This window comes from Paenarthrobacter sp. TYUT067 (genome assembly GCF_023656375.1).
In the GTDB taxonomy this organism is placed as follows: Bacteria; Actinomycetota; Actinomycetes; order Actinomycetales; family Micrococcaceae; genus Arthrobacter.
The window spans coordinates 53471-80320 of the sequence record NZ_JAMOIT010000023.1; the positions used below are offsets into that span (position 1 = coordinate 53471).

A 26850-nucleotide genomic window follows, 5' to 3' on the forward strand; every position below is an offset into this window, starting at 1 on the left:
GGGTATGAGGGGCCGGAGTGCAACTTGGATCGCGATCGGCGCATCGCGCCCTGGTTGCGCGGAGGGCCCGCCCAGCGATGATGGGGGATCAGAATGACAAACAGCGAAGATGCTTCTGGTCGTTCATGGACAATCCTTGGCTGCGCGGCATGACGCGAGTGAGTCTTGTCGGGTCCCGCGTAGAAATCGAGCGTTTGTGTCAGTTTCGCGTTCCAGAAGGGGAAACAGGAGGAAGTTCACGAATCATGGCGCGTATACACCCCGGAATGGGTCGTCGCGAATGTCGGGGAGGGCCAGAACATACTCAATGACGGACGCCCGATGGTCGAGGTCGGCAGGGAGCTCCCGGTCACTGAGGCGACCTAGTACCGTTGGACGAACCAGTACGGGTCCGAGAGAACGCCGAGACGTCCAAACGGACCAGGGAACTGGAGAGAATTAACGCCCGCCTCAAGCGCCTGCTTTGTCGAGACCACCGATGAGGAGTTCGACATCGACCACTGGATGGAGCCGCCCGGCACCGACAGGTTCACCGATCTGCTGAACCTGGTCCGCAGCGGCGACCCGGACTACTGGCGTCGGGCGCGGGATGTGCTGGCGGGCTTCCAATACGCCGTCAGCGACGTACTCATCCAGGAACTTGAGGACGTGGCAGGATCCATCGGCAGCAGGCTCCAGCGTTAATTGGACGCAGCTGCGCGGGACGACGGCAGCCGGTCACGCCTCTTGACGGCGATCGCGGACTTCACGTCAGCCTGTGAGCGCCGGTTGCCTTTCGCGGAGTACATAGACGTGGATTTCAGCACCGTTCTGCCTAAGCGGCCGCCCTCTGTCGCTTTCGGACACGGACACGGCCGTGCCACTGCGGTCCGCTACCGCATTTCGCCGCTCGGGCAGATGGACCTCAACGGGCTGACCGTATTTGAAGAGGACTTTGACGAGACCTGGTCGGGGCGAACAGCGACCCGTGGGCCCTGCTAGGCGCCCGCAACGCCACGCAGGATCTGCTCGCCATCCAGTCCGCTGCGGCAAAGCTGAGAGAGGCCGAGCAAGATAGGGTCCGCCAGGACGATCCGGCTGCCGACGTGAGCGCAGTCGGCCTGCCGACTGAGGCCCAGGCGTACCTTGCAGCATTGTCCGGCAAGACCGAGCACGCGTTCCCATGACAGACGGGGCCCGAGCCCACGTCGAGCGAACTGCGTTAATTGACGTTAATTCGTTCTACGTCTCGTGCGAGCGTGCTTTCGATCCAAGTATGCAAGGCAAGCCGGTCTTGGTGCTCTCCAATAACGACGGATGCGTGGTAGCCCGGTCCAATGAGGCGAAGGCCCTGGAAATCGACAACGTGGACCCGTGGTTCAAGCTGGCGGCCGATGCCAAGCGGATCGGCCTGATCCAAAAATCCAGCAATTATGAGCTCTACGGCGATCTGAGTTTCAGGGTCATGGAGATCATCGGGCGCTCCGCGGCCGTGACGGCCACCCGCTGAACGATTGCGCGGACAGGCTGGCTGTCATGGGCCGACGCAACAAGGAACTCCAGGTCGATCACGAGACCCGAGGCCGCATTAAGGCTACGATCCGAGAAGACGCCAAGGCCGTCTGCGCGGCGCTCTGAATACTAGCCGCAGCAATCAGGCAATGAGGATCGGAACACCTATGCTCAGCTTTATGACCTTCCGCCGACTGCCGCAGCTCGCCGCACCAACCTTGCTCTTGGCTTTGACCCTGGGCGGATGCTCAGCACCACATGATTTGTCCGTGACCGAATCCTGCAATCAGTGGAAACAGCTGAAGCGAGGGGCCTTTACCGACGAGGTCAAGGACGACCTGCGCGCCGCCGCACCGCGGATGCACGAAGCCGTCGCAAAGCAAGTGCTGATCGCCGTCAAGTCAATCCCTTCGGACGGTGACAAGACAGAAATGTCAGATGAACAAATCGATGCCGGCCTTGCCTCCTACCAGCGGCTTTACGATCTTTGTGGCGGTCTTTGACCTCTGCCTGCTGGCGGGGGAGGCACGACACGGTGCTTCATCCACCAGGACCTCCCTGGCCCTGCGCATCTAGTCCGTACCACCCCGGAACCTGCCGGGGAACTACTGCTGATTTACCGGGGCGGGCTGACCCGCACCCGGATCACGGAGGTGACCGGGGCTCCTGCCTCGAATTGCCTTTAATGAGCGCTCTTTATTTAAGCGGGAAGCGGGGCTCGCGATGAAATCTGCGCGCACATGGGCTGATCGGCCGAAGCGGACCCCTGAGGGTTCTAAGCTGGGCTGGTGCAGACCGAACCTGGCTCCCTTGATCCTGTTCTGACCAATGACCTTCTAGCCCTCCGCGGGCTTTTGGACCTGGCCGTCCGAACCGCTCGCAAACAAGATGACGTCAGCCGATCGACAGCCGTGGTGCTCCTGGACGCAGCGTGTGAGCGAGCTGTCCACATGGTCGCGGTGTCGCGGGCAGTGGCACAGAAAAGGGACGATTTCCCTCAGCTTGTTGGGAACGTGCGGGCATCACTTGGTGAGTCTTGGTCTCCCGGGCACCTGCCAGCAATCCGCAAGCTCCATTTGGCCCGGAACAAACAACAGCATGAGGGTTTGGGGTCAGACCGAACCGACGTGGAGTCGTGGAGCGTAGCGGCACCCGGATTCATCGAGAGCATCGTCTTCGCCGCTTATGGCGTAAGCCTTGGCCAGGTCTCACTGGGACTGGCGATCCGACGTTCGGATCTGCGGGAAGCTTTCGAAGAAGCCAATTCTCTCATTGAGCGAGAACGGCCGGAAGAGGCCTTCTCAAAGCTCGTGCAGCTTTTTCAGAACGCCGCTGCTGAGTGGAGCTCCTTCGCCGGCCCAATTAACGGCTTCTACTCGGAGTCGTTGTCATTTAAGGCGCTCGACAAGGAAGGCCACGACCGTCTTCAGCGGCAGATTGACCGAATGTGGGGAATGGCGCTTTACTCGCCCTTGGCCATTGACCCCGGCGAACTGGCTTGGTTTCTTCAGGCGCGAAGAGAGCATTTTTTCGCAGACAGACCTGATGCGGAGCGGGCATTGAACTTCGTCTTTTGGTGGCTCATAGCGTTCGAAGCGGCCCCGGCCCAGGAAGCCGTCGACCGCCGCGCCCGATGGCATCTCGCCCGTCGTCGCACGCGAGTGGAGAACGGACCAGCCGTCATAGAGAATGCCGAATGGAATTCGACCAGCCAGCGCAGCGGGCAGCTAACACTGACGATTGCCAATGTTCCAGGACCCGAAACTTTTGAAATCTGGAGGAAAGCGCTCCAGGATCTTGTCAGAGTCGAACGAGGGAGGGCCGGTTTCCAGATCGATGAAAGCGGTCACGCAAGTATCACCGTGTCGGATCCCGAGAAACTTCCGCAAGAACTCGAGCGCTTGAGCGCTGCCCTCATGACCGCCGAAGACGTTCTCACCGCCGAGCTCGAGAAACTGGCGAGTGCTGAGGCTGAGGCCACACGCGTCGAACGCGAACGAGAACGAGAGCGCCAGGCTTTCTCAACAGCCTTGGCTGAGCGCTCCCTGCCGGAATGGGTAGGGTCCATAAGAGCAGAAGCAGATCCACGTCGGCACTCAGGCAACTCCTCAGGTAGCCGTCTCGTTCTGGAGATGGCTACCCATGGCCTGGTCGGCACTGTGGCATCCCTTCTGCGTGATGGCAACATAGACGCACGCCGAGAGAGCTATTCCGCCGAAGAACTAATACTTCCGTTCCGCACCGATCCTAGCGAGGTCTTAGCGGAACTAGCCCAATATGAAGAAGCCATAGGGCAGTTGATCGCCGCCTCGCAAACCTGGGGCGAGGTACCGCTTTCAACGCTGGTCACGAAAACTCTTCATAAGGCGGGGATACCCGTAACAGTGGCAGGGCAACTGCCGTAAAACCCCGACCTCGCTTCCTGCACCGCAGGCACTGAGATTGCAGACTAGTGGATGTGCCCTGCGGGTCGAGGACTCGGCGCAACAAGGGACTGCCCCGGCTTTTGTTGACTCGGGGTCCTAGGCCGCTGTGAGCGCGGTCCGGGTGATTCTTTCATATTCGATTGGCGTGAGTTTCCCCAGCCGTCGTTGCCGTCGCCGGCGGTGGTAGGTCCGCTCGATCCAGGTCGTGATCGCCAGCCGGAGTTCCTGGCGTGTGAGCCACCGGTGACGGTCCAGGACGTTCTTCTGCAAGGGAAGACGCGTACTCACTACGTGATGCCCCCTCCCGGCCAGCAGAACTTCGGCCACCACAACATGGCCATCCACGGCATCACGGGCCAGATACTCAACAACGCCGACGGCTGGCAGCTCATGCTGCCCCGACTGGGCGCCTTCACCGGGGGCTTTCCTCTGGTGGCCCGTGGGGGCATGACACGAGTGAAACAGCCAGCGCCGCCTGAATTTCCGCAGCCGTGGGCGGGTTGGCTCCGTCCCGGGTGACCGTGATGGACGCGGCTGCCTTGGCCGTCCTGCCCAGCCTTTGAAGTCGTTCCTGTCCGAAGTCCCGTGCCGGATCTTTCATGAGGCTGATGATGAGTGGGGACATGTAGGAGTCGCCGGCTCCCACCGTGTCGGCTGCCCTGAACTGCAGGGCGGGGATGTAGACGTGGGCAGAATTCGAGTAGAGTTCCGGACCGTGTGCACCTGACGTCAGGGCGACGAATTTGACTCCGAGAGTAAAAATCCGCCTGGCCACTTCAGCTGTTGCGTGTCCGGGGTAGAGCCAGGCAGCATCCTCGTCGCTAAGCTTTACCACGTCGGCCAGGCGGGACGTGTCTTCGAAGGTCTGCTGTGCGTGGGAGTGGGATAATGTCTGGACGGATGTTGGAGTCATACGTGATGAGGCACCTGCCAGTAAGGGACTGCACGAGGGCCGGGACGTCTGTGGCTACGGGTCCCAGGAAGGTGTCCAAGGAACCTGTGTGCAGCACCGTGGGTATGAACTTGGGCGTCGCCGCCGGCATGGTCCACTCGATGTCGAAGGTGTAGTGGGCTGAGCCTTTGCTGTCGAGGGAGGCGTCTGCGGAGGAGGTCCGCGCCAGGCGAACGGCACCCGGTAGTAGCTGGACTCCTGCGGACTCCAGGTGCCGCCGGATTGTTTCCCCTCGCTGGTCGGTCCCCAGCACGGTCAGCAGCCGGGTGTTCACTCCCAGCCGGCCCAGCCAGAATGCAACATTGAGGCCGGACCCGCCGGCGAACTCCACTTGGCCGCCCGCCGTGGTGATGATGTCGATGAGGGATTCCCCGACGACGATGACATCGAGATTTTCCCGTCCGGCACCCGTTCTGGTGGGCATGGCCGCCCTGACAGGGCAGCGTGCCGGGGGGTGCCTGCGACGCCGGCTGCCGGCGTGGCGATGGTGAGAAGCCGCGGCGCGGCGGCAGGATCGGCCACTGTCAGTGTTACCGGTGAGTCCACGATGGGCAGGGCACCACCATGATGCCGTGGCGGCCGGAGAGCTCGAGTACGCCGGCGTCGACGATGGCCCGGAGCTCTGAGCCCGCGGCCGCGGGGAGGAATGCGTCCGTGAAGTCCGGGTTCCCGGTTGCCGTGACCGAACGCCGTCGCCATCGTGGCGGAGGGTGGCCAGAGGTCCTGCCAGTGTGGCCAGACGGATGACCGTTCCGGTGGCGACGGTGCAGCGCAGGTCCGCGCCGCCGTCGAGCACTGTTTCAAAGACTCCGCGGGTGACGCGAAGCATATGTGCGGAGTGGGGGACCGCGCTTCCCGGCGAGTGGCCGCAGCTTGAACATTGCTTCCGTACAGCGGCCCCGTCGTCTAAGGTCAGAGGGAACCGTGTCCGGTGCCGCTGGACCGGTGTGAATTGGGGGAGCATGTCCGAGCACAATCCTGCCGTCGAGCCTGAGATTCGGCCCACAAAGCGAGGCCGCCGGGTCGCCGTAATCGTCGTCTCGCTGGTTTTGGCTGTCGCGATGGCCGGTGGCGCCGTCTGGTGGTTCGGTGCCGAGCTCCCGTCCCAGCATGCAGCTACTGCCCAAGCAGCCGAGCAGGCGCTGGTTGATGCTGCCGCGAAGAAGAAGGCCGACGATTCGGCAGCGTTCTGGGCCGGCGTCGAGAAGGAGAACAGGGCGGCTGCCGATAAAGAAGCCTCGAGACGCGCCACCGCCGCACTGGCTCCGCCCGTTGACCGGATCAGGCCGCAAATGGAGGCCCAGGGGTGGACCCAGTTCTCAGGAGTTTTCTACTACCAATACGCGGACAAGTCGGAGTATTCGTGCGGCTACTTCAACTGCATCGTTGTCCATGTCACCACCATGGCAGAGAAAGGGTGTCCCGGCGGGCTCTATGTTGAAGCCACCGTGGATATGCGCAATGCGACCGTGGGAAGGGCTAACAGCATCACAGCCGCTCTGCCGCAGGGGAAGGATGCAATCGTGAAGCTCCAGGACACTACCGGCCACGGCGACACATTCGCCTTGACCGACCTCCACTGCCTCGGCGGCTAGAGCCCGCGAAGCTGCAGTGAGAGCCACCAATCGGGCCAGCTCGTGTCGACGTCGGCGATGACCGCCCAGACTGCGTCAGGGGTTGCCGGGAGGTGCCAGGTTGAGCTTAGGTCGAAGAGGGGGAGGGGTCACGGGGAAATTTTTGCAGGTTCATTCCCGGTCTTCGCCTGTCCGGTATTCGGTGAAGACAAGAGATCTTTGCGGAGCAGAGTCACTATCTCAACATGGTGCGCTTCTACCTCGGCATCATTCCAGTTACCGACCTGTCGGGTGCGCTCCGCCATGAGATGGAGCTTGGGGCTTCGCTTCTCGATCGTCGTCCGGTAATTAGTCGCTTTCGCGAATGGCAGGCTGTTATTGAACTTCGAATTTGCGCCCACGCTTACTAGGGCGAGATTCCCCAGGGTGTGCAGGTTGCTCCTACTGACCTGTCCTCCGGATTGTTGTTCATCCGGACTTTGTGGATAGAAATGCTCGATGGAGGTTCGGAATGAAAACATGTAGTCACGAGCAAGTTCTGGTGCTTTTCCCTCCACGAGGAGGAGGTAATCAATGTAAGCGAAAACGACGCGAGGAATATCGAAACCTGACGGTTCGTTTTCCATCGGAAATGCATCTCGAACCCGCTCACGTACGTACGACCGGAGAAGCAACACGAGATCTCGCTCCGACACATCCTCCGGTCCTTTCGAACGAAGTACGTGATGCAGCACGAGGGTTATCCAATGCATCGTGCGGGGTGAGGTGTAGGTAACACGAAGCATCGCCTGAAGTAACAGAAGTTCCCGCGTTAGACGGTCAATCGTGTCATCGTCGCCGCTTGCGTTTATAGCGAACGTGTTGCGGTATCCGATTGTGCTCGTGTTCCTACTCTTGGACTTCACGACCTTTCGTAGTGACCATTCGCCCTCCTCCGTGTAGGTAGCTAGGAACTCCCGCTTCAGAATGAAGGCATCGAACGCTACGCGCGCTCGGAGAAGTAATGTGATGAACTGTCGAACACGCTGGGGCTGGCCTGCAGAGAACTCATTGCTGAAGAGCGTAATTAGGCGCTTGTCGTCCAGGCCGCCTTCTTCTTCGACCGGACGGGCGCGGGTGTCGAGCAGCTTGAGCGTGTGCAGGAGCAGTGAAGTGAATTGAATCGGCGAGCTAAATCGATCGACATCGGAGGGGTCGGCCGCCTCTGAAGCAGGTGTTTCGGAATAGCGGGCCAGTGCGCCGTCTAGACTCAAGGATGAAGCATGGCTAGCGGCTCCCCGGTGAGAAGTTGACTGAGGCGTGTTGATCTCGTTAAACCATTCAAGCAGCTCATCAAAACTGGAAATAGCCAACCATGACCAGTTCTTGTCGAAGAGTCTGTCCCGGAGAGCCGTATTCCCTCGTGCGAGCGGTCCTTGAACGTAGGCATCCAATTCGGCGCACGCATCCCAAACCCAAGCAAAGCATGCGCGCTCTGATTCGCAGGGAAGATAGCTCATCAAACGGGCCTTCACGATATCGACCGGTTGTAATTGCTGTCCACGGGTGTTCATGACCTCGAAGTAGCGGTTTAGATCGGTGCCCTGCGGCAATGAGGCTCTCACGAGCTGAACACGATTCAGCAAGTAGTCGTTGAAAGCAGTGAGCGCGTCGCCTTTGATGTATTGGTCCATGTACTGCTGGATGATGTTGAAGCCCTGGTGTATACCGGCATCTTCCAGACTCCCGGGAGCGGTGTTTGCGGTGTTTTCTGGGTAGCCACCATCGAGACGTCTGAGCGCTTCGCTGGAACGCGGACGTGACTCGTAGCGAAGGCGAGAGAGATGGCCACGAAATGGTTGATCGGAAGCAACGTCGGCTCGCCCGAGGAAGGTGAGGAGCAGGTACAACGTAGTCAGGCGCTGCTGACCATCGATGACTTCATATTCGGCAGGCTCAGACCTCCGCGTCGTAACGATGAGATTACCAAGGAAGTAGTGGTCTTCGTGGTGATCCATGGCGTCTTGAATGTCGCTTATGAGCTGTTCGATCTGTTCCAACCGCCAGGCGTAGCTCCTCTGGTAGACCGGGACCGTGTATATCGTGCCCTTTGAGTCAAACAACTCGGCGACAGTGCACAACTCGGGATTGAGGGCTTCGTCTTGCATCAGGGCATGGTTCCGTTCAGGAGGGCATAAAGTTCAGGTTCGTGAGTGTCGTTATACCTCGACCCAGTCGAAGTTAACGTCTGCACTACCCGTCCATCTGATGAATTGCGCAGTAGTGAGAAAGGAGAATCGATGCCGTCTTTTCCGTACCCTGAATTATTGATCGAAGTCTGCACCACGCGGAGGTATCGGACTCGAAGATCAAACGACCAGGCAAAGAGGTGAGTGCTTGCCAGCTCAATGTCTTCATCCGAGAATTTGTTTACGAAGTAGAGCATTGCCGCAAGGTATAGTTCAGTAACCTTGCGGTACCGACTTTGCGTGAGCTTGTCTCCAAATGTCGACGGCGTTATGTTAGTTTCGGGCCCGTCGACCGCCGGGAAATTGCGGTTCTTGAGCGAGTCGAGCTCTTGGATCATAAATGCAACCATTTCAAAGAACGGCCGTCCAGCCAGTTGCGGTGCATCGAGCTGGAATCGGCTCCGTTGGGAGTCGAGCTTATCCTTCGCCGTGCTTGCATGCCGCCAGATATTCATCAGAGGAATAGTGCTCTGTGCAGTGAGATGATAGCGCGCGTTCGGTGAGAGCGGTCCAGTGGCAGCGATGCCCTTGAAGACATTTATATCGCCTGTGGTGAACCCTGGCGCACTTTCTCCCCGGGACCATTTTGCAATGCGATACAAGTAGAGGGAAAATATCTCATCCAATGCTTTATCGCCTGCCGATTCCCACTCCTCTACTGTGGCAGACTTGAGCGCGTCACTCTCACCTCGCATTTCTCGTAAGTGGTGTGCCTTAAGTAGGTCATGGGGTGCGAGTGGCTTGCCGCGATAGTTTTGAGAATCGAATACCCGGAATGCCTCATCCACATCATCAGTAACAACACGGATGACTTGACAATTGTTTCGAATGAACTGCGCTAGATCTTGTCGCTCATCTGGCTCGAGTGCCCTTACTGTGTCTTTGAGCTGACGCCACACCTCTGTCACGGGTGTCGCACGGTTCGTAGACCTGGGTGAAAGCGATTTCTCGCCTTCGAGAATGCGCAGCAACATCCGCAGTGTCAATAGACGTTGTTGGCCGTCGACCACATCGAAGTGCTCTCCGTTCTCGTGCAAAATCACCGCTCCCAAGACGTATGGAGCAGTTCGGGGGTCAGGAATCGTGCTCGCGGCCTGCTGAGCGTCACGAATGTCGAGAACAAGGCGAAGGGCGAGTGGCGGTGTCCACACGTACGGACGTTGATAATGGGGAATCTGGAGGTTCTCCGCCATTAGCGCACCGATCGAGGCCGCGCTGACTCCGTGTTTGTGAATGGTCACTCACAGACTCCTTCCCGTGGACATCTTTTGGAAGCTTACAAGGTTCCAGCCATCAACCTGGTGCAACGAGATCTGTGCGCTCGATGCCGCAGCTACCTACGTCAGGGTCACGGCTGAAAGCGGCGAAAGCGTCATCGTCGAGCAATCTGGCTTCGACGGCAGAGTGTACGCCGTATACGAACAGGAATCATTCTTCGTCTTTAGAAGGAGCTTAGAAGGGACGTCCGTATTGGATGTCTTCGATCCGGACGCCTGAACGCTGGCGGTGAGAGCCGCGGATCTCCTGCTCACTTGCGGGGCTGACAATCTTCCGGTTCCACTTCTTGATGGATAAGGAGGTAGTGCAGGCGACTTCTGAAATTGACACCCGGGTTCCGTTGTTTTCTTAGGCTCTGTTAGTCCGCGGTGAGCGTCTGAAGGGGCGCTGCCTGGTCATGCAGCGTTGCGCCGATGGGAGCATGAATGGCTTGTAGGGAGGTGACGTCGTGATGGAGAGACTAGAGGCTGAGCATGCCGTGCGGCGTGCCCGAGACTCTGCAACGGGTGCGGGCAGGACCCGGTTGCAGCTGCGGCTGATCTTCTCCGGCAGGATCAAGTTTTTCAGGGCAAAGAAGCGCCGCGCCCTGTGGATGCGGGGTGCGGCAGTTTGGGGGAGGCCTTTGGTGGGGAAAACCGGGGTGTGGACAGTGTCCACACATTGGGCCACGGACTGGGCCGTACCGGTGCCGGACTGGCCCGGATTCCGTATGTTTTGGCGGGAGTCCAGTGTTTGCAGGGGGTGGAACCCGGTTCGAGTCCCACCTCGGGCACGTGTTTTCCCTGTTCAGGGGCCTGAGGGCCTCTGAGCGTGTGCACAATCTGTTCACCTATGGGCCCCTCGGGGGCCCTTTTTGTTGGTGGCGGTTGCTGTGACCGGCTGCCTCCTTTCTTATGTGGTGGAAGGTTCGGGCCTTTGTTTCTTCTTCATGGGTGCCTGCGGCGTCCACTACATGACGCTTTGACTTGGGAGGCGATGTCTCGTAGGGAGGCGCCAACTATCTGGCTCGTACTTCACATCCGTTCATTGCCTGGGTGGTCGAGGACGACATGACGGAACGGCGGGCCGCCGCGGTGCAAGTGGAGCGTCCGGTGTCAGGTCCGGGTGGCCGGCTAAAGCTCCCGCGACCGATCCGACAGACTCCTTGATCCGGTGGGAAACCTTTGTAACGGGTTGTGTCCCGGTAGCTCTTCTGGCGTCCGGCAGCCCGCAGCAGTCATCTCGCCGTGGGCGATTGGATCACCATGCTGGACACGCTTGTTGTGGCCGCTGGCAATGACGACCCCGTCGCGGGCCAAGGCAGCACCGATCGGGATGCCGCCCTCTCGAAGGCTCTTTTCTGCGGCCTCGTAGGCTGACGGTTCGTTCAGTTTCGGACCTGGGTGCAGTCTAAATCGCGCCCGTCGAAGAAGGTTGGTGGCCGCTGACGGCGTAACACCGAGGCTACGTGACCGGGCCTGGCGAACGGGAACACCGACGATGGCATAAGGCCCCCGCTGGCCCCGCGCACCAGGTCTGGTGACAATCTGAACCTGCTCGCTCACCAAAGGGGTGATAATCAGATGCGGCTAGCCACTCTCCGCTACGGGCCTGCGCACTGCGACTCACAGACTCCGGCGGTCACAGTCTTTCGGTTTCATGCGGCGGTGGTCAGCTCTAGGGCTGATCAACGAAGTCGAATGGCTTGATTCCGGGGCCACCGGAGTGCCACTCGATGGCCTGGGCGACGCCGTCAGCGATCCGGTGGAGTGATGCAGCGATGCTCGAGGGGAGACCGGACAAAGCGCTTTTTTGTCGCATGACGATGGTGTGGATCTCAGACCAGGTTATCCATGCGACGCAGGACGGAATTGAGGCAAGCAAACCCTCGTAGTCTGCAGCAGACATTCCAGCGCGGGCGCACAAGGACCCCAGACCCACGGCAACGCCAGCCTCGACTCTGTGGCGGCCCTTGCCGGCCAGTCTGATGGGTGGGGGAGTCGTCAGGATCAGCTGTAGCAGGGGAGCGCGGTCGTCACTGTGCGCCTGCAGGCACAGCAGCTCCCGAGGAAGCTGCTCGACATTGAAAGCGGCGCCCTTCTTGAAGCCTTTTGCCTCAACTAGAAGTTGGACCGAAGAACCTGTCACCCAGACGTCCGGCTGCACATCCATATCAAGGGCAGGCAGCAGGAAACTACCCGGCAGCACGTCCAGGTCAGCATGTTCAACCTCATTGGCTGCCGCAAATCGGGTCTGCTCGGCGCCGTGGGCAAAACGCAAGATTTCCCCGAGGAACAGGTCTCGCGGGAGGTTGGACAGACCCTGAAAAACCTCTGCGGTCAGGGCATTTTCCATGCCCCGGCCGCCGTCACGGTAGCGGTTCACGTTCCGGCCCTCCCACGACACCTCCTGAAGCAGTCGGCTGATGACTGAGGGCTTATGAACCGGTTCCATTCCCACACAGTAGCGCCACACCAGCGGGCCCAGCCCGCTGGTGTGGCTAAGGCTGAGACATCCAGTGTCATGTGCTCGGGTTTGCTCCTCCGCCCTGAAAGCGGAACTAGCCCCAACCAGGAGCCGGGCTGGGCCCGTTGTTGGGAGATGACATTTCGGCCCTTATCGGTGGGAAACAAAGCAAGATGAACGGCGCGGGGGAGCGTACCCGCTCACTGGCACTTTTTGGTTGAGCAAGAAGCCAAACCGGGGTGGCTCTCCTGGTAGTCGGCGAGAGCCGACGGGATCCTCCTTGCGTCATCCAGGACTAGCTGTTGTCTTGCCTAACGCTCCGCCTCAGCTTCAGCCGTCACCTTCGTGGCGGCGCGGCGGACGCAGTTTCCCATCTGTACTCAATCCACACGGAATAGTCCTGGGAGCGTTCGAACATCATCCGGAGTTCGGCGCCGTCGGCGGCCATCCACAGGATTTGGTCGTCAGAAGTTACGCCGTCGACCATTCCCGTTCTAACGGTTGTGTCATTGAGTCGAATTTCGACAATCTCGCCAATGACCGGAAACCACTCTGGTTGTAGGTACAGCTTGTTTTTCACAGGATGCTCCCTAGCAAGACTCCGCTAACCTGGGGCTGTTTCCGGTATTCCCAGGTCTAGAGTTGGGATTCCCTGAAGCAGGCCAACGATGTTTCATAGGCCACCCGGAGCGCTTTCTGGACGGGAATGGCGCGATGTTCTTCGGAGAGGATTTCCACGCCCCAGGGACCATTGAACCCGATGGAGATCATTGTCTTGATGAACCCTGCTACGTCTTGGTCGCCTTGTCCGCACAGGCGGCGATTGTCGCGGGTGTCTTCGAACAGGGAACCCCTAATTTCCGCGTCCGCGTCATTGAGCTCCACTCCGAATATTTGATTCGCGTCGAGGCTGCTGGCCAACTCGTCGAGGGTCGTTCCGGCCCGGAATACATGCCAGTAGTCAACAACCAGGCCGCATCCGGGCATGTCCACTTTCCGCATGAGGCCAGCAGCCGCCGGCACTGTTCCAACCATCGAAAATGGCATTGGTTCAAGTGCAATGCGCGTCCCGCGCAGCGCGGCTTCAGCGGTCAGACGCCGGAGAGGCTCCACAAGAAAGTCGAGGTTGTCCAAGGGCTCGCCGATAGTCGTTCCGACCTTTATGAACCTTGCACCGAGTGCCTCGGCGGCCTCCAGGAGGAGGTCGATTTGTGGCCTCCACAGGTGGGTGAGGCTCTCGTCCCACCAGTCCGTGAGGAGCTCAACTTCCACGTGGCGGAGGCCGGCGTCGTCGATGAGGCTCCGCAGGGCCGGAAAGCCCAGGGTTGCGCGTGCGGCGGCCAGGTCGTCGTGGGCGAGCCCAAAACCAGACCATCCCGTCGATGCGATGGCCTCAAGCCGCTCGGCGATGTGCACGGGACTGGTCTCGGGGCTTTGCAGCGGCGCGACATCGCCGGCGCTCGTCCAGCAGGACGCTACTAGTTCTGGAGCAGGGGTGTCGGTCATTCTTCTCCTTCGAAGCAAATACGCGACTGCCGCCGGAAGCGGTCAGTGCCCTATGAGAATGAAACCACACATTAATGGAACGTTCCATTGACATTGGAAAGATTCTCGTTCTATTGTTGGAACGTTCCATCATGAGAGGTGGATCACAGACGTTCACTAACCTGCGGCCTCCGTTTTCCTCCGTGCCACGGCATGAGAAGCATTCCGAAAAGGTCCAAATTGGCGCGAATCAAAGGAGATTTCACGTGGCAAACTTCACTTGGCGGCGGGGCGTTACTGCTCTCGCCGTCGTTCCGCTTCTGGCGTTGGCGGCATGTTCAAGCAGCGGAGGCAAGCCCGCAGACACGGCAAGTGCCGGCGGGGGAGGCGGCCAGGCCGCGGACACTGCCCGGCTCAAGGTCGCGATGATCACGCACGCCGCGGCGGGCGACACCTTTTGGGACATCGTCCGCAAGGGCGCCGAAACGGCCGCCAAGAAGGACAACGTCGAACTGCTCTACAGCGGCGACGGAGAAGGCGGACGCCAGGCGCAGCTGGTGCAGCAGGCCATCGACCAGAAGGTTGACGGCATTGTCGTCACCCTCGCCAAGCCCGACGCGCTCAAGGATGTCGTCAAGAAGGCAGTAGACGCCGGGATCCCGGTTGTCAGCTTCAATGCAGGTGAAGACCAGTCCAAAGCGATGGGTGCCTTCACCCACTTCGGCCAGAGCGACAAGCTTGCCGGCGTTACTGTCGGGCAGCGGCTTGCCTCCGAAGGCATCAAGCACCCGATCTGCGTGATCCAGGAGCAGGGCCACGTGGGCCTTGAGAACCGCTGCGCCGGAGTCAAGGAGAACGTCCCCGGAACCGAGATCCTCAACGTCAACGGTGCGGACATGACCTCCGTTGCCTCCACGGTCAGCGCGAAGCTCCAGGGCACCCCGGATGCCGACGCCATCGTCGGCCTTGGCGCCCCGTTCACCCTGACGATTGTCAAGGCCGTCAAGGAGTCCGGCAGCAAGGTCAAGGTTGCGTCCTTTGACCTTAACGGCGAGCTTGCCAAGGCCATCGACGACGGAAGCGTGGAATTCACCGTGGACCAGCAGCCGTACCTGCAGGGCTACGGCAGCGTCGACGCCATCTGGCTGAACAAGGTGGGCGGATTCAAGGTCGGCGGCGGCCAGCAGGTCTACACCGGTCCCGCCGTCATCGACAAGAGCAACTCGGCTGATGTCCTGAAGTACGCCGAGCAGGGTATCCGCTAAATAGCCCGCTGGCCGGGCCGGTTCACGCCGGCCCGGCAGCAAGGAGAATCACCATGACCATCACCCAGACCAAGCCAAAGCCGGCGGCGCCCGATGAGCGCGTCGCCAGGCGCAGCCCGTTCCAGAAACTTCTCGGACGTCCCGAGGTCGGTGCCCTGGTGGGCGCCATCGTCCTCTTCGTCTTCTTCGCGTTGGTGTCCCCGACGTTCACCCAGCCCAACGCCCTGGCGACCATCCTGTACGGTTCCTCCACGATCGGGATCATGGCGGTGGGGGTGTCCTTGCTGATGATCGGCGGGGAGTTCGACCTCTCCACCGGCGTCGCCGTGATCAGCTCGGCGCTGACGGCGTCGATGTTCAGCTGGTACTTCAGCACGAACGTCTGGGTCGGTGTCCTCCTGGCCCTGGTGGTCTCTCTGGGCATCGGCTTCATCAACGGCTGGATCCTGATGAAGACCAAGCTGCCCTCCTTCATCGTCACCCTGGCGACGTTCCTGATGCTGACCGGCCTGAACCTTGGCCTGACCCGCTTGATCGGCGGCTCGGTCTCCTCACCCTCGATCTCGGCCATGGAAGGCTTCGCCTCGGCCCGGGCCGTATTCGCGTCCTCGGTGACAATCGGCGGGGTTGACGTCAAAATCACCGTGTTCATTTGGTTTGCGCTGGTCGCGGTGGCCACCTGGGTGCTGATGCGGACCCGGGTCGGGAACTGGATCTTCGCCGTCGGCGGGGACGAGAACGCCGCCCGCGCCGTGGGTGTCCCGGTCAAGGCCACCAAGATCGGGCTCTTCATGGGCGTGGGCTTCTGCGCCTGGATCCTGGGCATGCACAACCTCTTCGCGTTCGACACCGTGCAGTCCGGTGAAGGCGTAGGCAACGAATTCCTCTACATCATCGCCGCGGTGATCGGCGGCTGCCTCCTCACCGGCGGCTACGGCTCGGCGATCGGCGGCGCGATCGGCGCGTTCATCTTCGGCATGGCCAACAAGGGCATCGTCTACGCCCAGTGGAACCCGGACTGGTTCAAGTTCTTCCTCGGCCTGATGCTGCTGCTGGCCACCATCGTCAACCTCATCGTCAAGCGCCGCGCGGAACTCAAGTAAAAGGGGCCGGAGAAAATGAATGCCAACGAAATCAACCAGCAAACACTGCTCCAGAACGAAAAAGACCCCCTCACCCACACCCCCGTGCACCTGCTCTCCCTCGAGGGCGTCGGCAAGCACTACGGCAACATCATCGCCCTGAGCGATGTCACGATGGCCGTCGACAACGGCCGTGTGACCTGCGTGCTTGGCGACAATGGTGCGGGCAAGTCCACGCTGATCAAGATCATCGCCGGTTTGCACCAGCACGACGCCGGGGTCCTGAACATCATGGGCGAGGAACGGAAGTTCGATTCTCCCCGGGACGCCCTGGACGCCGGCATCGCCACCGTCTACCAGGACCTCGCTGTCGTGCCACTCATGCCGATCTGGCGGAACTTCTTCCTCGGCTCCGAGCTCACGTCCGGCTTTGGCCCGTTCAAGAGCATGGACGTCGAGAAGATGAAGGAGATTACGCTCAAGGAACTCGCCGAGATGGGCATCGACCTCCGCGACGTGGAGCAGCCCATCGGCCAGCTCTCCGGCGGTGAACGCCAGTGCGTCGCGATCGCCCGGGCCGTGTATTTCGGCGCGAAGGTCCTGATCCTGGACGAACCCACCGCAGCCCTGGGCGTGAAGCAGTCCGGCGTGGTCCTGCGCTACATCCTGCAGGCCCGCGACCGCGGCCTCGGCGTCATCTTCATCACCCACAACCCGCACCACGCCTTCCCCGTCGGCGACCGGTTTCTGCTGCTCAAGCGCGGCAAGTCGATCGGCTACTACGACAAGAAGGACATCACCCTCGACGAGCTCACCGCCCAAATGGCCGGCGGCGCCGAACTCGCCGAACTCGCCCACGAACTCGAACAGCTCGGCGGCCACAGCGACATCGTCAAGGAAGTCCAGGCGGAGGTCGCCGAAGTCGATTCAGAACGCCAGGGCATCGGCACACACGCGCGGCATTAGTCCACCTTTCCAAGGCTCCGGCGCAAAGCCGGACGCGACAGTCCACATTCGACATGGAGCGGTTGACCCCAATTCCCTCGGGAAGACTGAGGCCCGTTCTGCCACCTAGATGGAGCAACCATGCAAATGCTAATCGCCGGAACCTGGCGCGGTGCCGCCGACGGCAGGACCGAGGAGGTCCGGTCACCCTTTGACGGCCGGATCATTGACACGGTCCCCGTCGCAACGGTCGAGGATGCCAAGGCAACACTCGACCGCGCTGAGATCGGCGCCCACCTGCAGAGGTCCACGCCGGCACACGAGCGGGTGGATATCCTCCTGCGCGCAGCTGCCTTGGCTGACGAACGTGCCGAGGACATTGCCCAGACCATCAGTGCCGAAACGGGGAAGCCGATCACGGAGGCCCGCGGCGAGGCCAGCCGGTCGGGAAACATCATCCGACTGGCCGCCTACGAGGGAAGCCAGCTGTACGGCTCCACTCTTCCCCTGGACGCCAACGCCGGCACCGGGCTGGACAAGATCGGCTTCACCCTGCGGCAGCCGTGCGGCATTGTCGTGGCCATTACCCCGTTCAACTACCCCGCGCTGCTGGTGCTGCACAAGATCGCGCCGGCCCTGGCCGCGGGCAACGCCGTAGTGCTGAAGCCGGCCCGCGCAACCCCGCTGACCGCATTGAAGCTGGCCCAGTGCTTCGTCGACGCAGGTCTCCCGCCGGAAGCGCTGTCCGTGCTGACCGGACCTGGCAGCACCCTGGGCGATGTGCTCGTCACGGATCCCCGGGTGCGGAAGGTGTCCTTCACCGGGTCCACCAGCATCGGAACCCGGATCAGCTCGATCGCCGGAGTCAAGAAACTGTCCCTGGAGCTCGGAGCATCGTGCCCCGTGATCATCCTCCCGGACGCTGACCTTGAACTTGCCTCCAGTGCCGTGGCCGCAGGTGGTTTCATCAACGCCGGGCAGGTATGTATCTCAGTGCAGCGGGTCATCGTTGACCGCCGCATCGAGACTGACTTCCTGGACGCTCTCGTGCCCAAGGTGGAGGCCATCGCCGTCGGCAACCCCCGTGACGCCGACACCCGGCTGGGGTCCCTGATCTCGGAAGAGGAAGCGGCTCGTGTCCACTCCTCGATCAACGAAGCGCGGCACTCCGGAGCCAAGGTTCTCACCGGCGGGGACCGCCAGGGAGCCGTTGTTACCCCGGCAGTGATTGCAGGTGTCGACCCGCGCTCTCCGCTGAGCCGCAATGAACTATTCGGACCCGCAGTGGCCGTTTCCTCAGCATCGGACATCGAGTCGGCCATCGCCATGGCCAACGATAACGACTATGGCCTCGGCGCCGGAGTCTTCACCAGCGATATCGCCGGAAGTATCCGGGCCATGCGGCAGATCGACGCCGGGAACATCCACATCAACTGGACGCCCCTCTGGCGGGCCGACCTCATGCCCTATGGAGGACTCAAAGGCAGCGGCATCGGCAAGGAAGGCGTCCGTTCCGCAGTGCACGAAATGACCGAAGAAAAAACGGTCATTCTGCACGGACGCCCCTGGTAACCCACCAACTACTGGAATAAGGCCATGACCACAAATACTCAGACCATCAGGCTCACCACCGCCCAGGCGGTCGTCAAATACCTGTCCGTCCAACACTCCGTTACCGACGGCGTCAGGCGCCGCCTGGTTCCGGCGGCCCTGGGGATCTTCGGACACGGCAACGTCGCCGGCCTGGGCCAGGCCTTTGACGAACTCGCCGACGCCATGCCCTTCATCCAGGGCCGCCACGAACAGTACATGGCCCACATCTCGACGGCGTTCGCCAAGGCGAGCCGGCGCCAGGCCGTCCTCGCCGTCACGGCCTCCATTGGCCCGGGCGCCCTGAACCTGGTCACCGCCGCCGGACTGGCAACAGTGAACCGGCTTCCGCTGCTCCTCCTGCCCGGAGACACGTATGCAACGCGCCACCAGGGGCCGGTCCTGCAGCAGCTCGAGCACCCCATCGAAGCGGACGCCACCGTCAATGACGCCTTCCGCCCCGTCTCCCGCTTCTTTGACCGCATCACCCGTCCGGAGCAGCTCCTCACGGCCCTGCCGCAGGCCATGCGCGTGCTGACCAGCCCCACCGACACCGGCGCCGTGGTCCTGTCGCTGCCCCAGGACGTGCAATCGCACGCCTACGATTTCCCGGTCAATTTCTTCGCCCCCCGGGACTGGAAGATCCGCCGCCCGCTGCCGGACCCGGCAGAAACCAAGGAAGTGGCCGAGCTGATCCGGGCGGCACGCCGCCCGGTGATCATCGCCGGCGGAGGCATCCACTACTCCGACGCCCACGCGGCCCTCGAGCACTTGGCCGGCCAGGTCGGCATTCCGGTTGTGGAAACGTTCGGCGGCAAAGGCGCGGTCACCAAGGACGAATGGTGGCAGGTCGGCGGCGTCGGTCTCGAAGGCAATTTCGCCTCCAACGTCCTGGTCAAGCAGGCCGACCTCGTTATCAGCGTGGGAACACGCCTCACCGACTTCGCCACCGGCTCCCAGTCCATCTTCGAAAACGAGGACGTAAAGTTCGCAGCCCTGAACATCGTCGACGCCGACACCCGCAAGCAGGGCGCCACCGGAATCCTCGCCGACGCCCGGCTCGGACTCGAAGCCCTGGCCCAGGCACTGGAGGGACACAGCACCCCTGATGCCTGGCAGGACACCGTCCACACGGAGAAAGCACGCTGGGCACCCATCCGGACCCAGTGGCTGGACGCGGACACGCCCTACAACCACGAGGACCACCCCCACGCGCCGGTGACCGAAGCGGTCCTCACCCAGCCGCAACTGATCGGTCTGATGCAGGAACACGCACGCTCCGGCGACACGGTCATCGCCGCGGCAGGCGGATCCCCGGGCGATCTGCAGAAGGTGTGGGATGCCACCGGGAACCGGAACTGCCACCTCGAGTTCGGCTTCTCCTGCATGGGCTACGAGATCGCGGCCGGCATGGGCGTCCGGCTGGCCGAAGGCAACAACGACAACCGCATCGTCACCCTCATCGGCGACGGCACCTTCCTGATGGCCCCCACCGAGATCCTTACCGCGGCCCAAGAGGGACTCAACGTCACTATCATCGTCTCTGAAAACCACGGATACCAGGTCATCCACCGGCTGCAGATGAACCGCACCGGCAAGGAATTCGGCAACGAGTTCCGTTACCGCACCACCGGAGGCAGCGTAGCAACTGCTGACGCCCCCAAGGCCCGCCTTGACGGTGAATACCTCAAGGTCGACCTGCGGCAGATCGCCGAAGGCCTCGGTGCACTGGCCATCCGTGCCACCACGGCGGCGGAAGTCAGGGAAGCGCTGGCCTCCACCCGCGACACCGAAGGCCCCATCGTGATCGTGGTGCCCACCGTTCCCCACGTGGACCTGCCGGGCGGCGACGTCTGGTGGGATGTGGCCCCCGCGGAAGTCTCCGGACAGGAATGGGTCCAGGCCCTCCGCTCCGACTACGAACTGGCCCGAGGCCGCCAGCGGTGGTTCGGATGAGCGCCGGATCGCTGAATGACGGTCCACTAGATTCAGGGCAGCTGCGCCGGCGTCTTGCCGGGGGCGAAACCACCGTCGGCACCTTCGTCGGAATGTCATCAGCCACGGCCGCCGAAGTCTGCGCAGCGGCAGGCGCCGACTGGGTGCTGATCGACCTCGAACACGGCTCCGGAGGGGAAGATGCGGTCCGTGACGGCGTCATTGCCGCCGGCAGCTACGGCGTCCCCACCATCGTCCGGGTCGAATCCGGAGATCGCATCCGCATCGGCCGGGTCCTGGACCAGGGGGCCGCAGGGATCATGGTTCCCCGGCTGAACACTGTCGAACAGGCCGCAGAATCTGTCCGGCACATGCTGTATCCGCCCCACGGGGACCGCGGCGTGGCCACCTACAACCGGGCCTGCCGCTGGGGCATGGACCGCCGGACCCTGACCGAACCCGGCCAGGAAACCCTCGGCATCATCCAGATCGAAACCCTGGAAGCACTAGCGTCCGTCGACGACATCGCGGCCCAGGACGGCGTCGACGTCGTCTTCGTCGGACCCCTGGATCTCTCGTACGCCCTGGGCGTGCCGCTGCAGCTGGACAGCAGTGTCTTCCAGGAAGCCCTGGAACGCGTCGTCGCAGCGGCGCAGCGGCACAATAAGGCGGCCGGCATCCTGGCCGTGGACGGCGCGGGAGCTGCGAAGTATGTCCGCCAGGGCTTCCGGTTCGTCGCCATCGGCTCGGACTCGACGATCATGGCGGCTGCGTTCCGGGACGCCTTCGAAACCGCCCGTAACTGATTTTCCACCAAGTTTTCACCAAGTAGAAAGGCAAGAACGTGAGCCTAGAATCTCGTACCATCGGTGTCGGCCTCATTAGCGTCGGATGGATGGGAAAGCTCCACTCGCGCGCCTACCAGGCCGTACCGTACGTTTATCCCGAACTCGGCCTGACGACAAAGCTCGTTATCGCCGCCGACACGGAACCCAGCAGGGTTCAGTTCGCCCGTGACGTCCTCGGCTACGCCGAGGGAACGGCTGATTACCACGACGTTCTGAACCACCCGGACGTCGACGTCGTCTCCATCTGCGCACCCAACTTCCTCCACGCAGAGATCGGCATCGCTGCCGCCAAAGCTGGAAAGCACTTCTGGATCGAAAAGCCGGTGGGGCGCGGCTACGAGGAAACAGCCGCCGTGCAGGAAGCCGCGGTGGAGGCCGGAGTGCTGACCACCATCGGATACAACTACCGGCACGCCCCGGCCGTGGAGCACGCACGCGAGCTCGTCGCCTCGGGGCGTCTGGGACGGGTGACCAACGTCCGGGCCGTGTTCTTCTCCGGGTACGCCTCCGAGCCCAACGGCGCCCTGTCCTGGCGCTTCGACCGGAAACTCGCCGGCACCGGTGTCTTGGCCGACCTCTTCAGCCACGCCACCGACCTGTGCCAATATGTAGTCGGACCCATCGCCGAAGTCACTGCACTCACCAGCACTGTCTACACGCAGAGGCCCAAGCTCGCCATGGGGTCGGCGACACACTTCGCAGTGATCGAAAACGGGGAAATGGGAGAGGTCGAAAATGAGGACTACGCCGCCGCGTTGGTCCGCTTCGGCCCGTCCGCCCGCGGCGCAGGAGCCGTCGGCACCATCGAATCCTCCCGCGTCGCTGTGGGCCCCGAATGCGGCTACCAGATCGAAGTCTACGGAACCGAAGGTTCACTCAAATGGGACTTTGAGCGCATGAACGAACTCAAGGTCTGCCTCGGGCGCAGCAACGAGGAACAGGGCTACACCACGGTCAACGCCAGCCCCCGTTACGGCGACTACGCCCGCTTCCAGCCAGGGCCCGGCAACAGCATGGGCTTCGATGACCTGAAGGTCATTGAAGCGAAGAAGTTCCTCGTCGCCGTCGCAGGAGGCGTCCAGGAAAATTCCAACATCCACGATGCTGCCTCTGCTGCCGCGATCGTCAGCGCCGCTGAAGTTTCCTCACTGTCCGGACAGTGGCAGAAGATCGAGGAAATCCACGGCACCACTGCGGCGCGGATCTAGCCATGGCGACAGCATCTGCCCGGCGGCCAACGATCTTGGACGTGGCCGAACGTGCCGGCGTATCAAAGTCCTTGGTTTCACTCGTGCTGCGTGACTCTCCCCGGGTCAGCGCCGAACGCCGCCAGCGGGTGCTGGAAGTTGTCGAGGAGCTGGGCTACGAGCTCAACATGGCCGCCAGGTCGCTCTCCACCCGCACCAACGGGACCATCGGCGTGCTGGTCAGTGACCTGCACAACCCCTGGGCCTTTGATGTCGTCGACGCCGCCCGGCCGGTGCTTGAAGAGGCCGGCCACACCGTGCTCTTCAGTGCGGTCACGGCGTCGGCGTCATCTGGCGGGGGAGTGGACCAGTCCATCCTCCAGGCCTTCCGCGATCTGCGGGTCGCCGGTCTGCTGGTGATTGGCACAGTCCCGGACAAAGCGCCGTTCAGCCGCGTTGTCTCGGGAGGGGCAGTTGTGTTCGCCGGAGGGGGTCCGGACTACATCGACACAGCCGATGTAGTCCGGAGTGACGACGCGTCCGGCATGACCATGGTCGTGGACCATCTCATCGACCAGGGCCATGAACGGATCGCGCATCTGGGCGGACTCGGCGGCTCGGTCGGGACCGCGCGCGTGAGCGGATACACCGCGGCGATGGAAAGCCACGGACTCGCACGGAACATCCACGTTGTCGATGCCGACTTCTCGCAGGAATCCGGCTACGTTGCAGCTCAGCGGGCACTCGGAGCGTCCGGCCGGCTACGTCCCACTGCTCTGGCGTGCATCAACGATCTGGCAGCCTTGGGCGCAATGACGGCGGCCGATGAACGCGGCGTTCAGGTCGCTATCACCGGTTACGACAACATTTCCCTCGGCGCCATGCCCAGGCTCGGGCTGACGACCGTCGATCCTGACAGTTCGACGATCGGCGTCGCCGGGGCGAAGACGCTCCTGCAGCGCATCCAGGACCACGACTTTGGCGGTGGATTCGTCCACCAGTCCATCGTCCCCCAGCTGGTTATCCGCACGTCCAGCCTGCTCGGTCTCTGACCCACACCCCACTCACGCTGTTACCCCGAGGGCCTCCATGTCCTGACAGGGTTGCACACCCACATCTTCAAGGATGACGATGGCTCCCATAACCACACCCCAGATAGTCGTAGCACTCGGCGACGTGGAGGCCGGCCTGGTCGAACCGGTATTGGCCCCACACCAACAAATGATCCATAACCCCACGGACGAAGACCTCGCCCGTGCCGACGCCGCTATCGTCCGCGCCGCGTACATCGTGGACCGGGAACTCCTGGACCGCATGCCTGCCCTGAAAGTGATCGCCAGGACCGGAGTCGGCACCGACCTCGTCGACGTCGCGGAGGCGAACCGGCGCGGAATTCCGGTAGTCATCACCCCCGGAAGCAACACTGCGTCCGTCGCTGAAGGGGTCATCGCGCACCTCCTTGCGCTCGTCAAGAAGCTCTCGACCCTGACGTCGCTGGTCAGGGATGGCCGCTGGGCGGAAAGGTCCGCCGTGAACGTCGGTGACCTCGAGGGATTCACGCTGGGCATCATCGGGTACGGCCGCATCGGCCGCCGCGTCGCCCGCATCGCTGAGGCCTTCGACCTCAGTGTCCTGGCCTTTGACCCGTTCGCCGACGTCCCGGCCGGCATCCGCTGCGAAACGGTGGAGGAACTGCTGCGCCGGAGCGATTTCGTGACCCTGCACGTGCCGCTGACACCGGAAAACCACAACCTGATCAACGCCGAACGCATCGCCCTGATGCCGGCAGGGGCCATTCTCATCAACTGCAGCAGGGGCGGCCTCGTGGACCTGGAAGCGGCACACGCCGCTCTTCTCAGCGGGCAGCTGTCCGGTCTCGGACTGGACGTCTATGATCCCGAACCGCCGGCCCATCATCCCGTCTTTGACCACGAAAACGTCGTCCTGACCCCGCATCTGATGGGCTTCACCCGCCAAGGGATGCTTCATACCGTCCGGGACGCGGCCAAGGGTGTCGTTGACGTCCTGGCGGGCGGCAGCGCGGCGGCGGTGGCCGCACCATGACGGTGCGCATCGGTATCATCGGAGCCGGCGTCATGGGGAGCGATCACGCCCGGATCCTGCACGGCAGCATCGCCGGAGCAACCGTAACGGCTGTTGCCGACCCGGCTCAGGACCGTGCCCGGGCGGTTGCCCGCGAAACCGGCGCCCGGACCTTCAGCAGCGCCGAGGAACTCATCGCCTCGCCGTTCGTGGACGCCGTCCTTATCGCCTCCCACGACAGCGCGCATGCAAAACAGGTCATCAGTTGCCTGGAGCACCGTAAGCCAGTGCTCTGCGAAAAACCCCTGGCACCCACCGTCAGTGAATGTCAGGACCTCGTCGACCGCCAGAACGCCCTCACCGGCGGCATTCCGCTCATTTCGGTGGGCTTCATGCGCCGCTTCCACCCTGCCTACCGGGAACTGAAGGACCTCCTGGAAGAAGGGGCAATCGGACGGCCGCTGATGGTTCTGAGCTCTCATCGAAACGTCTCCTCGTACCCGGACGGGAACTCAGCATCAACGATTACCAACTCCGGCATTCACGAAATCGACGTCACGGCATGGCTGCTCAACTCACCCATCGAATCGGTGAGCTGGCACGCCCCACGAAACACGGCGCTGGACGGCAGCAGGCAGGACCCGCAGATACTGCATCTGCGCACAGCCGATGGGGTTTTGACGTCCGTCGACGTCTTCCTTAACGCCCGGTACGGCTACGAAGTGCGCTGCGAGGTCGTCGGCGAACGGGGCACCCTCGAGCTCGCCCGGCCACATCTGACGACGACAAACCGGGCGCAAACGGGGTCCAGGAGTTATACGGCGGACTGGAGGCCGGTCTTTGCCGACGCCTACCGGCTGCAATCCCAGGCATGGATCAATGCCCTGATCTCAGGAACCCGGCCGGCGCTGGCCACCGCGGAGGACGCCCTCACCGCAGCCCGCGTCGCGCAGGCCCTGGTGGATTCCATGAACAGCGCCGGCGCCACCATAACGATCAATCACCATCAACCCTCCGCAGACGAATCACACGCCGGCGGGGAACACGAAAGGACACTCACTCATGTCTGAACGACCACTGAAGGTTGCACTCTTTGGATCCGGCCGCATCGGCCAGGTCCACGCCCGGAACATCGCAGCCCATCCGGATCTGGAACTGGCGTGGATCGCCGACCCCTTCATCGAAGGCGCCCGGGCCCTTGCCGCGACCACCGGCGCTCACGCCGTCGAAACCGCCGATGAGGTTTTCGCCAACTCTGACCTGGACGCCATCATTATCGGTTCCCCGACGAGCACCCACGTCGGGCTGATCTCCAGGGCAGTGGCGGCCGGCGTGGCCGCCTTGTGTGAAAAGCCCATCGATCTGGACATCGACCGTGTCCGCGAGTGCCGGGACCAGATCCGCGGCACAAAGACCCCGCTCATGCTCGGATTCAACCGTCGTTTCGACCCGAACTTCGCCGCCGTCCGCGCACGGGTTGAGGCCGGAGAGATCGGACGTCTGGAGCAGCTGACCATCATCAGCAGGGATCCCGCACCCGCGCCCAAGGCGTACATCGAGACTTCCGGTGGGATCTTCCGGGACCAGAGCATCCACGACCTGGACATGGCCCGGTTCTTCGTGCCGGACATCATCGAAGTTTCAGCCACGGGTTCGAACCTGTTCTGCGACTACATTGAAGAGGCCGGAGACTTCGATTCAGTCGTTATCAGCCTGCGCGGACGCGGCGGTGAGCTCATCACGATCACCAACTCCCGCCACAGCGCCTATGGCCATGACCAGCGGCTGGAAGCATTCGGCAGTGAAGGTCTGCTGACCGCCGGGAACATGACTCCGACCACCGTGCGCAAGTACACTGCCGCCGGCGCCGAAGAGTCCGACGCTTACCTGCCGTTCTTCCTGGAGCGCTACGCCCAGGCCTACCGCAACGAACTCGACAGTTTCGTGCGGTCCATCCGCGAAGGGACCGCCTGCAGCCCCGGCTTCGATGACGGGGTGATGGCCCTCGTCCTGGCCAACGCAGCCGAAGAATCCGCCAGGTCCGGCCGTGCCGTCAAGATCGCCGAGGAGTAGACA

24 protein-coding genes and 4 pseudogenes are annotated in these 26850 nt (G+C 62.2%); 19 read left to right on the top strand and 9 right to left on the bottom strand.

Annotation, left to right across the window (positions count from 1 at the left end; translation table 11 throughout):
• Window positions 1-300: 300 nt before the first annotated feature.
• The 6 genes and pseudogenes from MOD31_RS18685 to MOD31_RS18710 form a co-directional block, all read left to right on the top strand.
• Window positions 301-464 (top strand): annotated as a pseudogene (locus tag MOD31_RS18685) (transposase); the annotation flags it as partial.
• 40 nt (window positions 465-504) lie between these two features.
• A complete protein-coding gene (locus tag MOD31_RS18690) occupies window positions 505-684 on the top strand; it encodes a hypothetical protein (RefSeq protein WP_250821359.1) in 180 nt (59 codons plus the stop codon).
• A complete protein-coding gene (locus MOD31_RS18695) occupies window positions 685-981 on the top strand; it encodes a hypothetical protein (RefSeq protein WP_250821360.1) in 297 nt (98 codons plus the stop codon). It abuts the gene before it with no gap.
• 181 nt (window positions 982-1162) lie between these two features.
• A pseudogene (locus MOD31_RS18700) lies at window positions 1163-1471 on the top strand (DNA polymerase V subunit UmuC); the annotation flags it as partial.
• Window positions 1472-1640: 169 nt separating this feature from the next.
• Complete coding sequence (locus tag MOD31_RS18705) at window positions 1641-1994, top strand: hypothetical protein (RefSeq protein ID WP_250821361.1); 354 nt, start codon at window positions 1641-1643, stop codon at window positions 1992-1994.
• Between the two features lie 285 nt (window positions 1995-2279).
• A complete protein-coding gene (locus tag MOD31_RS18710) occupies window positions 2280-3896 on the top strand; it encodes a hypothetical protein (RefSeq protein WP_250821362.1) in 1617 nt (538 codons plus the stop codon).
• A 117-nt stretch (window positions 3897-4013) separates the two neighbouring features.
• Here the strand turns inward: MOD31_RS18710 and MOD31_RS18715 are convergent.
• From MOD31_RS18715 to MOD31_RS22085, 3 genes and pseudogenes are all read right to left on the bottom strand, one after another.
• A pseudogene (locus MOD31_RS18715) lies at window positions 4014-4187 on the bottom strand (IS3 family transposase); the annotation flags it as partial.
• Between the two features lie 142 nt (window positions 4188-4329).
• Entirely contained in the window at window positions 4330-4830 is a 501-nt protein-coding gene (locus MOD31_RS22080; protein WP_308196390.1) for a PfkB family carbohydrate kinase, read from the bottom strand.
• On the bottom strand, window positions 4739-5293 hold the full coding sequence (locus MOD31_RS22085; protein WP_308196391.1) for a PfkB family carbohydrate kinase: 555 nt from the start codon (window positions 5291-5293) through the stop codon (window positions 4739-4741). Before MOD31_RS22085 ends, MOD31_RS22080 begins: the two co-directional genes overlap by 92 nt.
• Window positions 5294-5831: 538 nt before the next feature.
• Here MOD31_RS22085 and MOD31_RS18725 point away from each other — a divergent pair.
• A complete protein-coding gene (locus tag MOD31_RS18725; RefSeq protein WP_250821363.1) occupies window positions 5832-6464 on the top strand; it encodes a hypothetical protein in 633 nt (210 codons plus the stop codon).
• 128 nt (window positions 6465-6592) lie between these two features.
• On the opposite strand, the gene MOD31_RS18730 is transcribed toward MOD31_RS18725, so the two are convergent.
• Complete coding sequence (locus MOD31_RS18730) at window positions 6593-8590, bottom strand: DUF262 domain-containing protein (protein WP_250821364.1); 1998 nt, start codon at window positions 8588-8590, stop codon at window positions 6593-6595.
• The gene (locus MOD31_RS18735) at window positions 8590-9912 is read right to left on the bottom strand and encodes a DUF262 domain-containing protein (RefSeq protein WP_250821365.1); all 1323 of its coding nucleotides are present in this window, start codon (window positions 9910-9912) and stop codon (window positions 8590-8592) included. Before MOD31_RS18735 ends, MOD31_RS18730 begins: the two co-directional genes overlap by 1 nt.
• A 16-nt stretch (window positions 9913-9928) precedes the next feature.
• On the opposite strand from MOD31_RS18735, the gene MOD31_RS18740 reads away from it, so the two are divergent.
• Window positions 9929-10168: a hypothetical protein gene (locus MOD31_RS18740; RefSeq protein ID WP_250821366.1), complete on the top strand. Its 240-nt coding sequence runs from the start codon at window positions 9929-9931 to the stop codon at window positions 10166-10168.
• Between the two features lie 931 nt (window positions 10169-11099).
• Here MOD31_RS18740 and MOD31_RS18745 read toward each other — a convergent pair.
• The 4 genes and pseudogenes from MOD31_RS18745 to MOD31_RS18760 form a co-directional block, all read right to left on the bottom strand.
• Window positions 11100-11337, bottom strand: a pseudogene (locus MOD31_RS18745) (nucleoside deaminase); the annotation flags it as partial.
• Window positions 11338-11605: 268 nt separating this feature from the next.
• Entirely contained in the window at window positions 11606-12382 is a 777-nt protein-coding gene (locus tag MOD31_RS18750) for a hypothetical protein (protein ID WP_250821367.1), read from the bottom strand.
• Window positions 12383-12731: 349 nt separating this feature from the next.
• Window positions 12732-12974 (bottom strand): hypothetical protein, encoded by a 243-nt coding sequence (locus tag MOD31_RS18755; protein ID WP_250821368.1) that lies wholly within the window; start codon window positions 12972-12974, stop codon window positions 12732-12734.
• Between the two features lie 56 nt (window positions 12975-13030).
• Window positions 13031-13900 carry a sugar phosphate isomerase/epimerase gene (locus tag MOD31_RS18760; RefSeq protein WP_250821369.1) on the bottom strand — a complete coding sequence of 290 codons (870 nt, stop codon included), beginning with the start codon at window positions 13898-13900 and terminating at the stop codon, window positions 13031-13033.
• 245 nt (window positions 13901-14145) lie between these two features.
• On the opposite strand from MOD31_RS18760, the gene MOD31_RS18765 reads away from it, so the two are divergent.
• The 11 genes from MOD31_RS18765 (at window position 14146) to iolG (ending at window position 26847) form a co-directional block, all read left to right on the top strand.
• Complete coding sequence (locus MOD31_RS18765) at window positions 14146-15144, top strand: substrate-binding domain-containing protein (RefSeq protein ID WP_250821370.1); 999 nt, start codon at window positions 14146-14148, stop codon at window positions 15142-15144.
• 53 nt (window positions 15145-15197) lie between these two features.
• Window positions 15198-16247 carry an ABC transporter permease gene (locus MOD31_RS18770; RefSeq protein WP_250821371.1) on the top strand — a complete coding sequence of 350 codons (1050 nt, stop codon included), beginning with the start codon at window positions 15198-15200 and terminating at the stop codon, window positions 16245-16247.
• A 15-nt stretch (window positions 16248-16262) separates the two neighbouring features.
• Window positions 16263-17192: an ATP-binding cassette domain-containing protein gene (locus MOD31_RS18775; RefSeq protein ID WP_250821372.1), complete on the top strand. Its 930-nt coding sequence runs from the start codon at window positions 16263-16265 to the stop codon at window positions 17190-17192.
• 120 nt (window positions 17193-17312) lie between these two features.
• A complete protein-coding gene (locus tag MOD31_RS18780) occupies window positions 17313-18743 on the top strand; it encodes an aldehyde dehydrogenase family protein (RefSeq protein ID WP_250821373.1) in 1431 nt (476 codons plus the stop codon).
• 24 nt (window positions 18744-18767) lie between these two features.
• A complete protein-coding gene (gene iolD / locus MOD31_RS18785; RefSeq protein WP_250821374.1) occupies window positions 18768-20717 on the top strand; it encodes a 3D-(3,5/4)-trihydroxycyclohexane-1,2-dione acylhydrolase (decyclizing) in 1950 nt (649 codons plus the stop codon).
• On the top strand, window positions 20714-21502 hold the full coding sequence (locus MOD31_RS18790) for an HpcH/HpaI aldolase/citrate lyase family protein (protein WP_250821375.1): 789 nt from the start codon (window positions 20714-20716) through the stop codon (window positions 21500-21502). The genes iolD and MOD31_RS18790 overlap by 4 nt, the downstream gene beginning before the upstream one ends.
• 38 nt (window positions 21503-21540) lie before the next feature.
• Complete coding sequence (locus MOD31_RS18795) at window positions 21541-22752, top strand: Gfo/Idh/MocA family protein (RefSeq protein WP_250821376.1); 1212 nt, start codon at window positions 21541-21543, stop codon at window positions 22750-22752.
• A 2-nt stretch (window positions 22753-22754) separates the two neighbouring features.
• Window positions 22755-23783, top strand: coding sequence for a LacI family DNA-binding transcriptional regulator (locus MOD31_RS18800; protein WP_250821377.1), 1029 nt, complete (start codon window positions 22755-22757; stop codon window positions 23781-23783).
• Window positions 23784-23862: 79 nt separating this feature from the next.
• On the top strand, window positions 23863-24795 hold the full coding sequence (locus MOD31_RS18805; RefSeq protein ID WP_250821378.1) for a hydroxyacid dehydrogenase: 933 nt from the start codon (window positions 23863-23865) through the stop codon (window positions 24793-24795).
• Entirely contained in the window at window positions 24792-25844 is a 1053-nt protein-coding gene (locus tag MOD31_RS18810) for a Gfo/Idh/MocA family protein (protein ID WP_250821379.1), read from the top strand. Before MOD31_RS18805 ends, MOD31_RS18810 begins: the two co-directional genes overlap by 4 nt.
• The gene (gene iolG, locus MOD31_RS18815; protein ID WP_250821380.1) at window positions 25837-26847 is read left to right on the top strand and encodes an inositol 2-dehydrogenase; all 1011 of its coding nucleotides are present in this window, start codon (window positions 25837-25839) and stop codon (window positions 26845-26847) included. The genes MOD31_RS18810 and iolG overlap by 8 nt, the downstream gene beginning before the upstream one ends.
• Window positions 26848-26850: the final 3 nt, after the last annotated feature.

Excerpts from the sequence above, each read along its gene's own strand:
- MOD31_RS18725 (WP_250821363.1), top strand. The coding sequence starts at position 5,832 with ATGTCCGAGCACAATCCTGCCGTCGAGCCTGAGATTCGGCCCACAAAG.
- MOD31_RS18690 (WP_250821359.1), top strand. The coding sequence starts at position 505 with ATGGAGCCGCCCGGCACCGACAGGTTCACCGATCTGCTGAACCTGGTC.
- MOD31_RS18805 (WP_250821378.1), top strand. The coding sequence starts at position 23,863 with ATGGCTCCCATAACCACACCCCAGATAGTCGTAGCACTCGGCGACGTG.
- MOD31_RS18800 (WP_250821377.1), top strand. The coding sequence starts at position 22,755 with ATGGCGACAGCATCTGCCCGGCGGCCAACGATCTTGGACGTGGCCGAA.
- MOD31_RS18770 (WP_250821371.1), top strand. The coding sequence starts at position 15,198 with ATGACCATCACCCAGACCAAGCCAAAGCCGGCGGCGCCCGATGAGCGC.
- MOD31_RS18790 (WP_250821375.1), top strand. The coding sequence starts at position 20,714 with ATGAGCGCCGGATCGCTGAATGACGGTCCACTAGATTCAGGGCAGCTG.
- MOD31_RS18810 (WP_250821379.1), top strand. The coding sequence starts at position 24,792 with ATGACGGTGCGCATCGGTATCATCGGAGCCGGCGTCATGGGGAGCGAT.
- MOD31_RS22085 (WP_308196391.1), bottom strand. The coding sequence starts at position 5,293 with ATGCCCACCAGAACGGGTGCCGGACGGGAAAATCTCGATGTCATCGTC.
- MOD31_RS18730 (WP_250821364.1), bottom strand. The coding sequence starts at position 8,590 with ATGCAAGACGAAGCCCTCAATCCCGAGTTGTGCACTGTCGCCGAGTTG.
- MOD31_RS18705 (WP_250821361.1), top strand. The coding sequence starts at position 1,641 with ATGAGGATCGGAACACCTATGCTCAGCTTTATGACCTTCCGCCGACTG.
- MOD31_RS22080 (WP_308196390.1), bottom strand. The coding sequence starts at position 4,830 with ATGACTCCAACATCCGTCCAGACATTATCCCACTCCCACGCACAGCAG.
- iolG (WP_250821380.1), top strand. The coding sequence starts at position 25,837 with ATGTCTGAACGACCACTGAAGGTTGCACTCTTTGGATCCGGCCGCATC.
- MOD31_RS18780 (WP_250821373.1), top strand. The coding sequence starts at position 17,313 with ATGCAAATGCTAATCGCCGGAACCTGGCGCGGTGCCGCCGACGGCAGG.
- MOD31_RS18750 (WP_250821367.1), bottom strand. The coding sequence starts at position 12,382 with ATGGAACCGGTTCATAAGCCCTCAGTCATCAGCCGACTGCTTCAGGAG.
- MOD31_RS18775 (WP_250821372.1), top strand. The coding sequence starts at position 16,263 with ATGAATGCCAACGAAATCAACCAGCAAACACTGCTCCAGAACGAAAAA.
- iolD (WP_250821374.1), top strand. The coding sequence starts at position 18,768 with ATGACCACAAATACTCAGACCATCAGGCTCACCACCGCCCAGGCGGTC.
- MOD31_RS18760 (WP_250821369.1), bottom strand. The coding sequence starts at position 13,900 with ATGACCGACACCCCTGCTCCAGAACTAGTAGCGTCCTGCTGGACGAGC.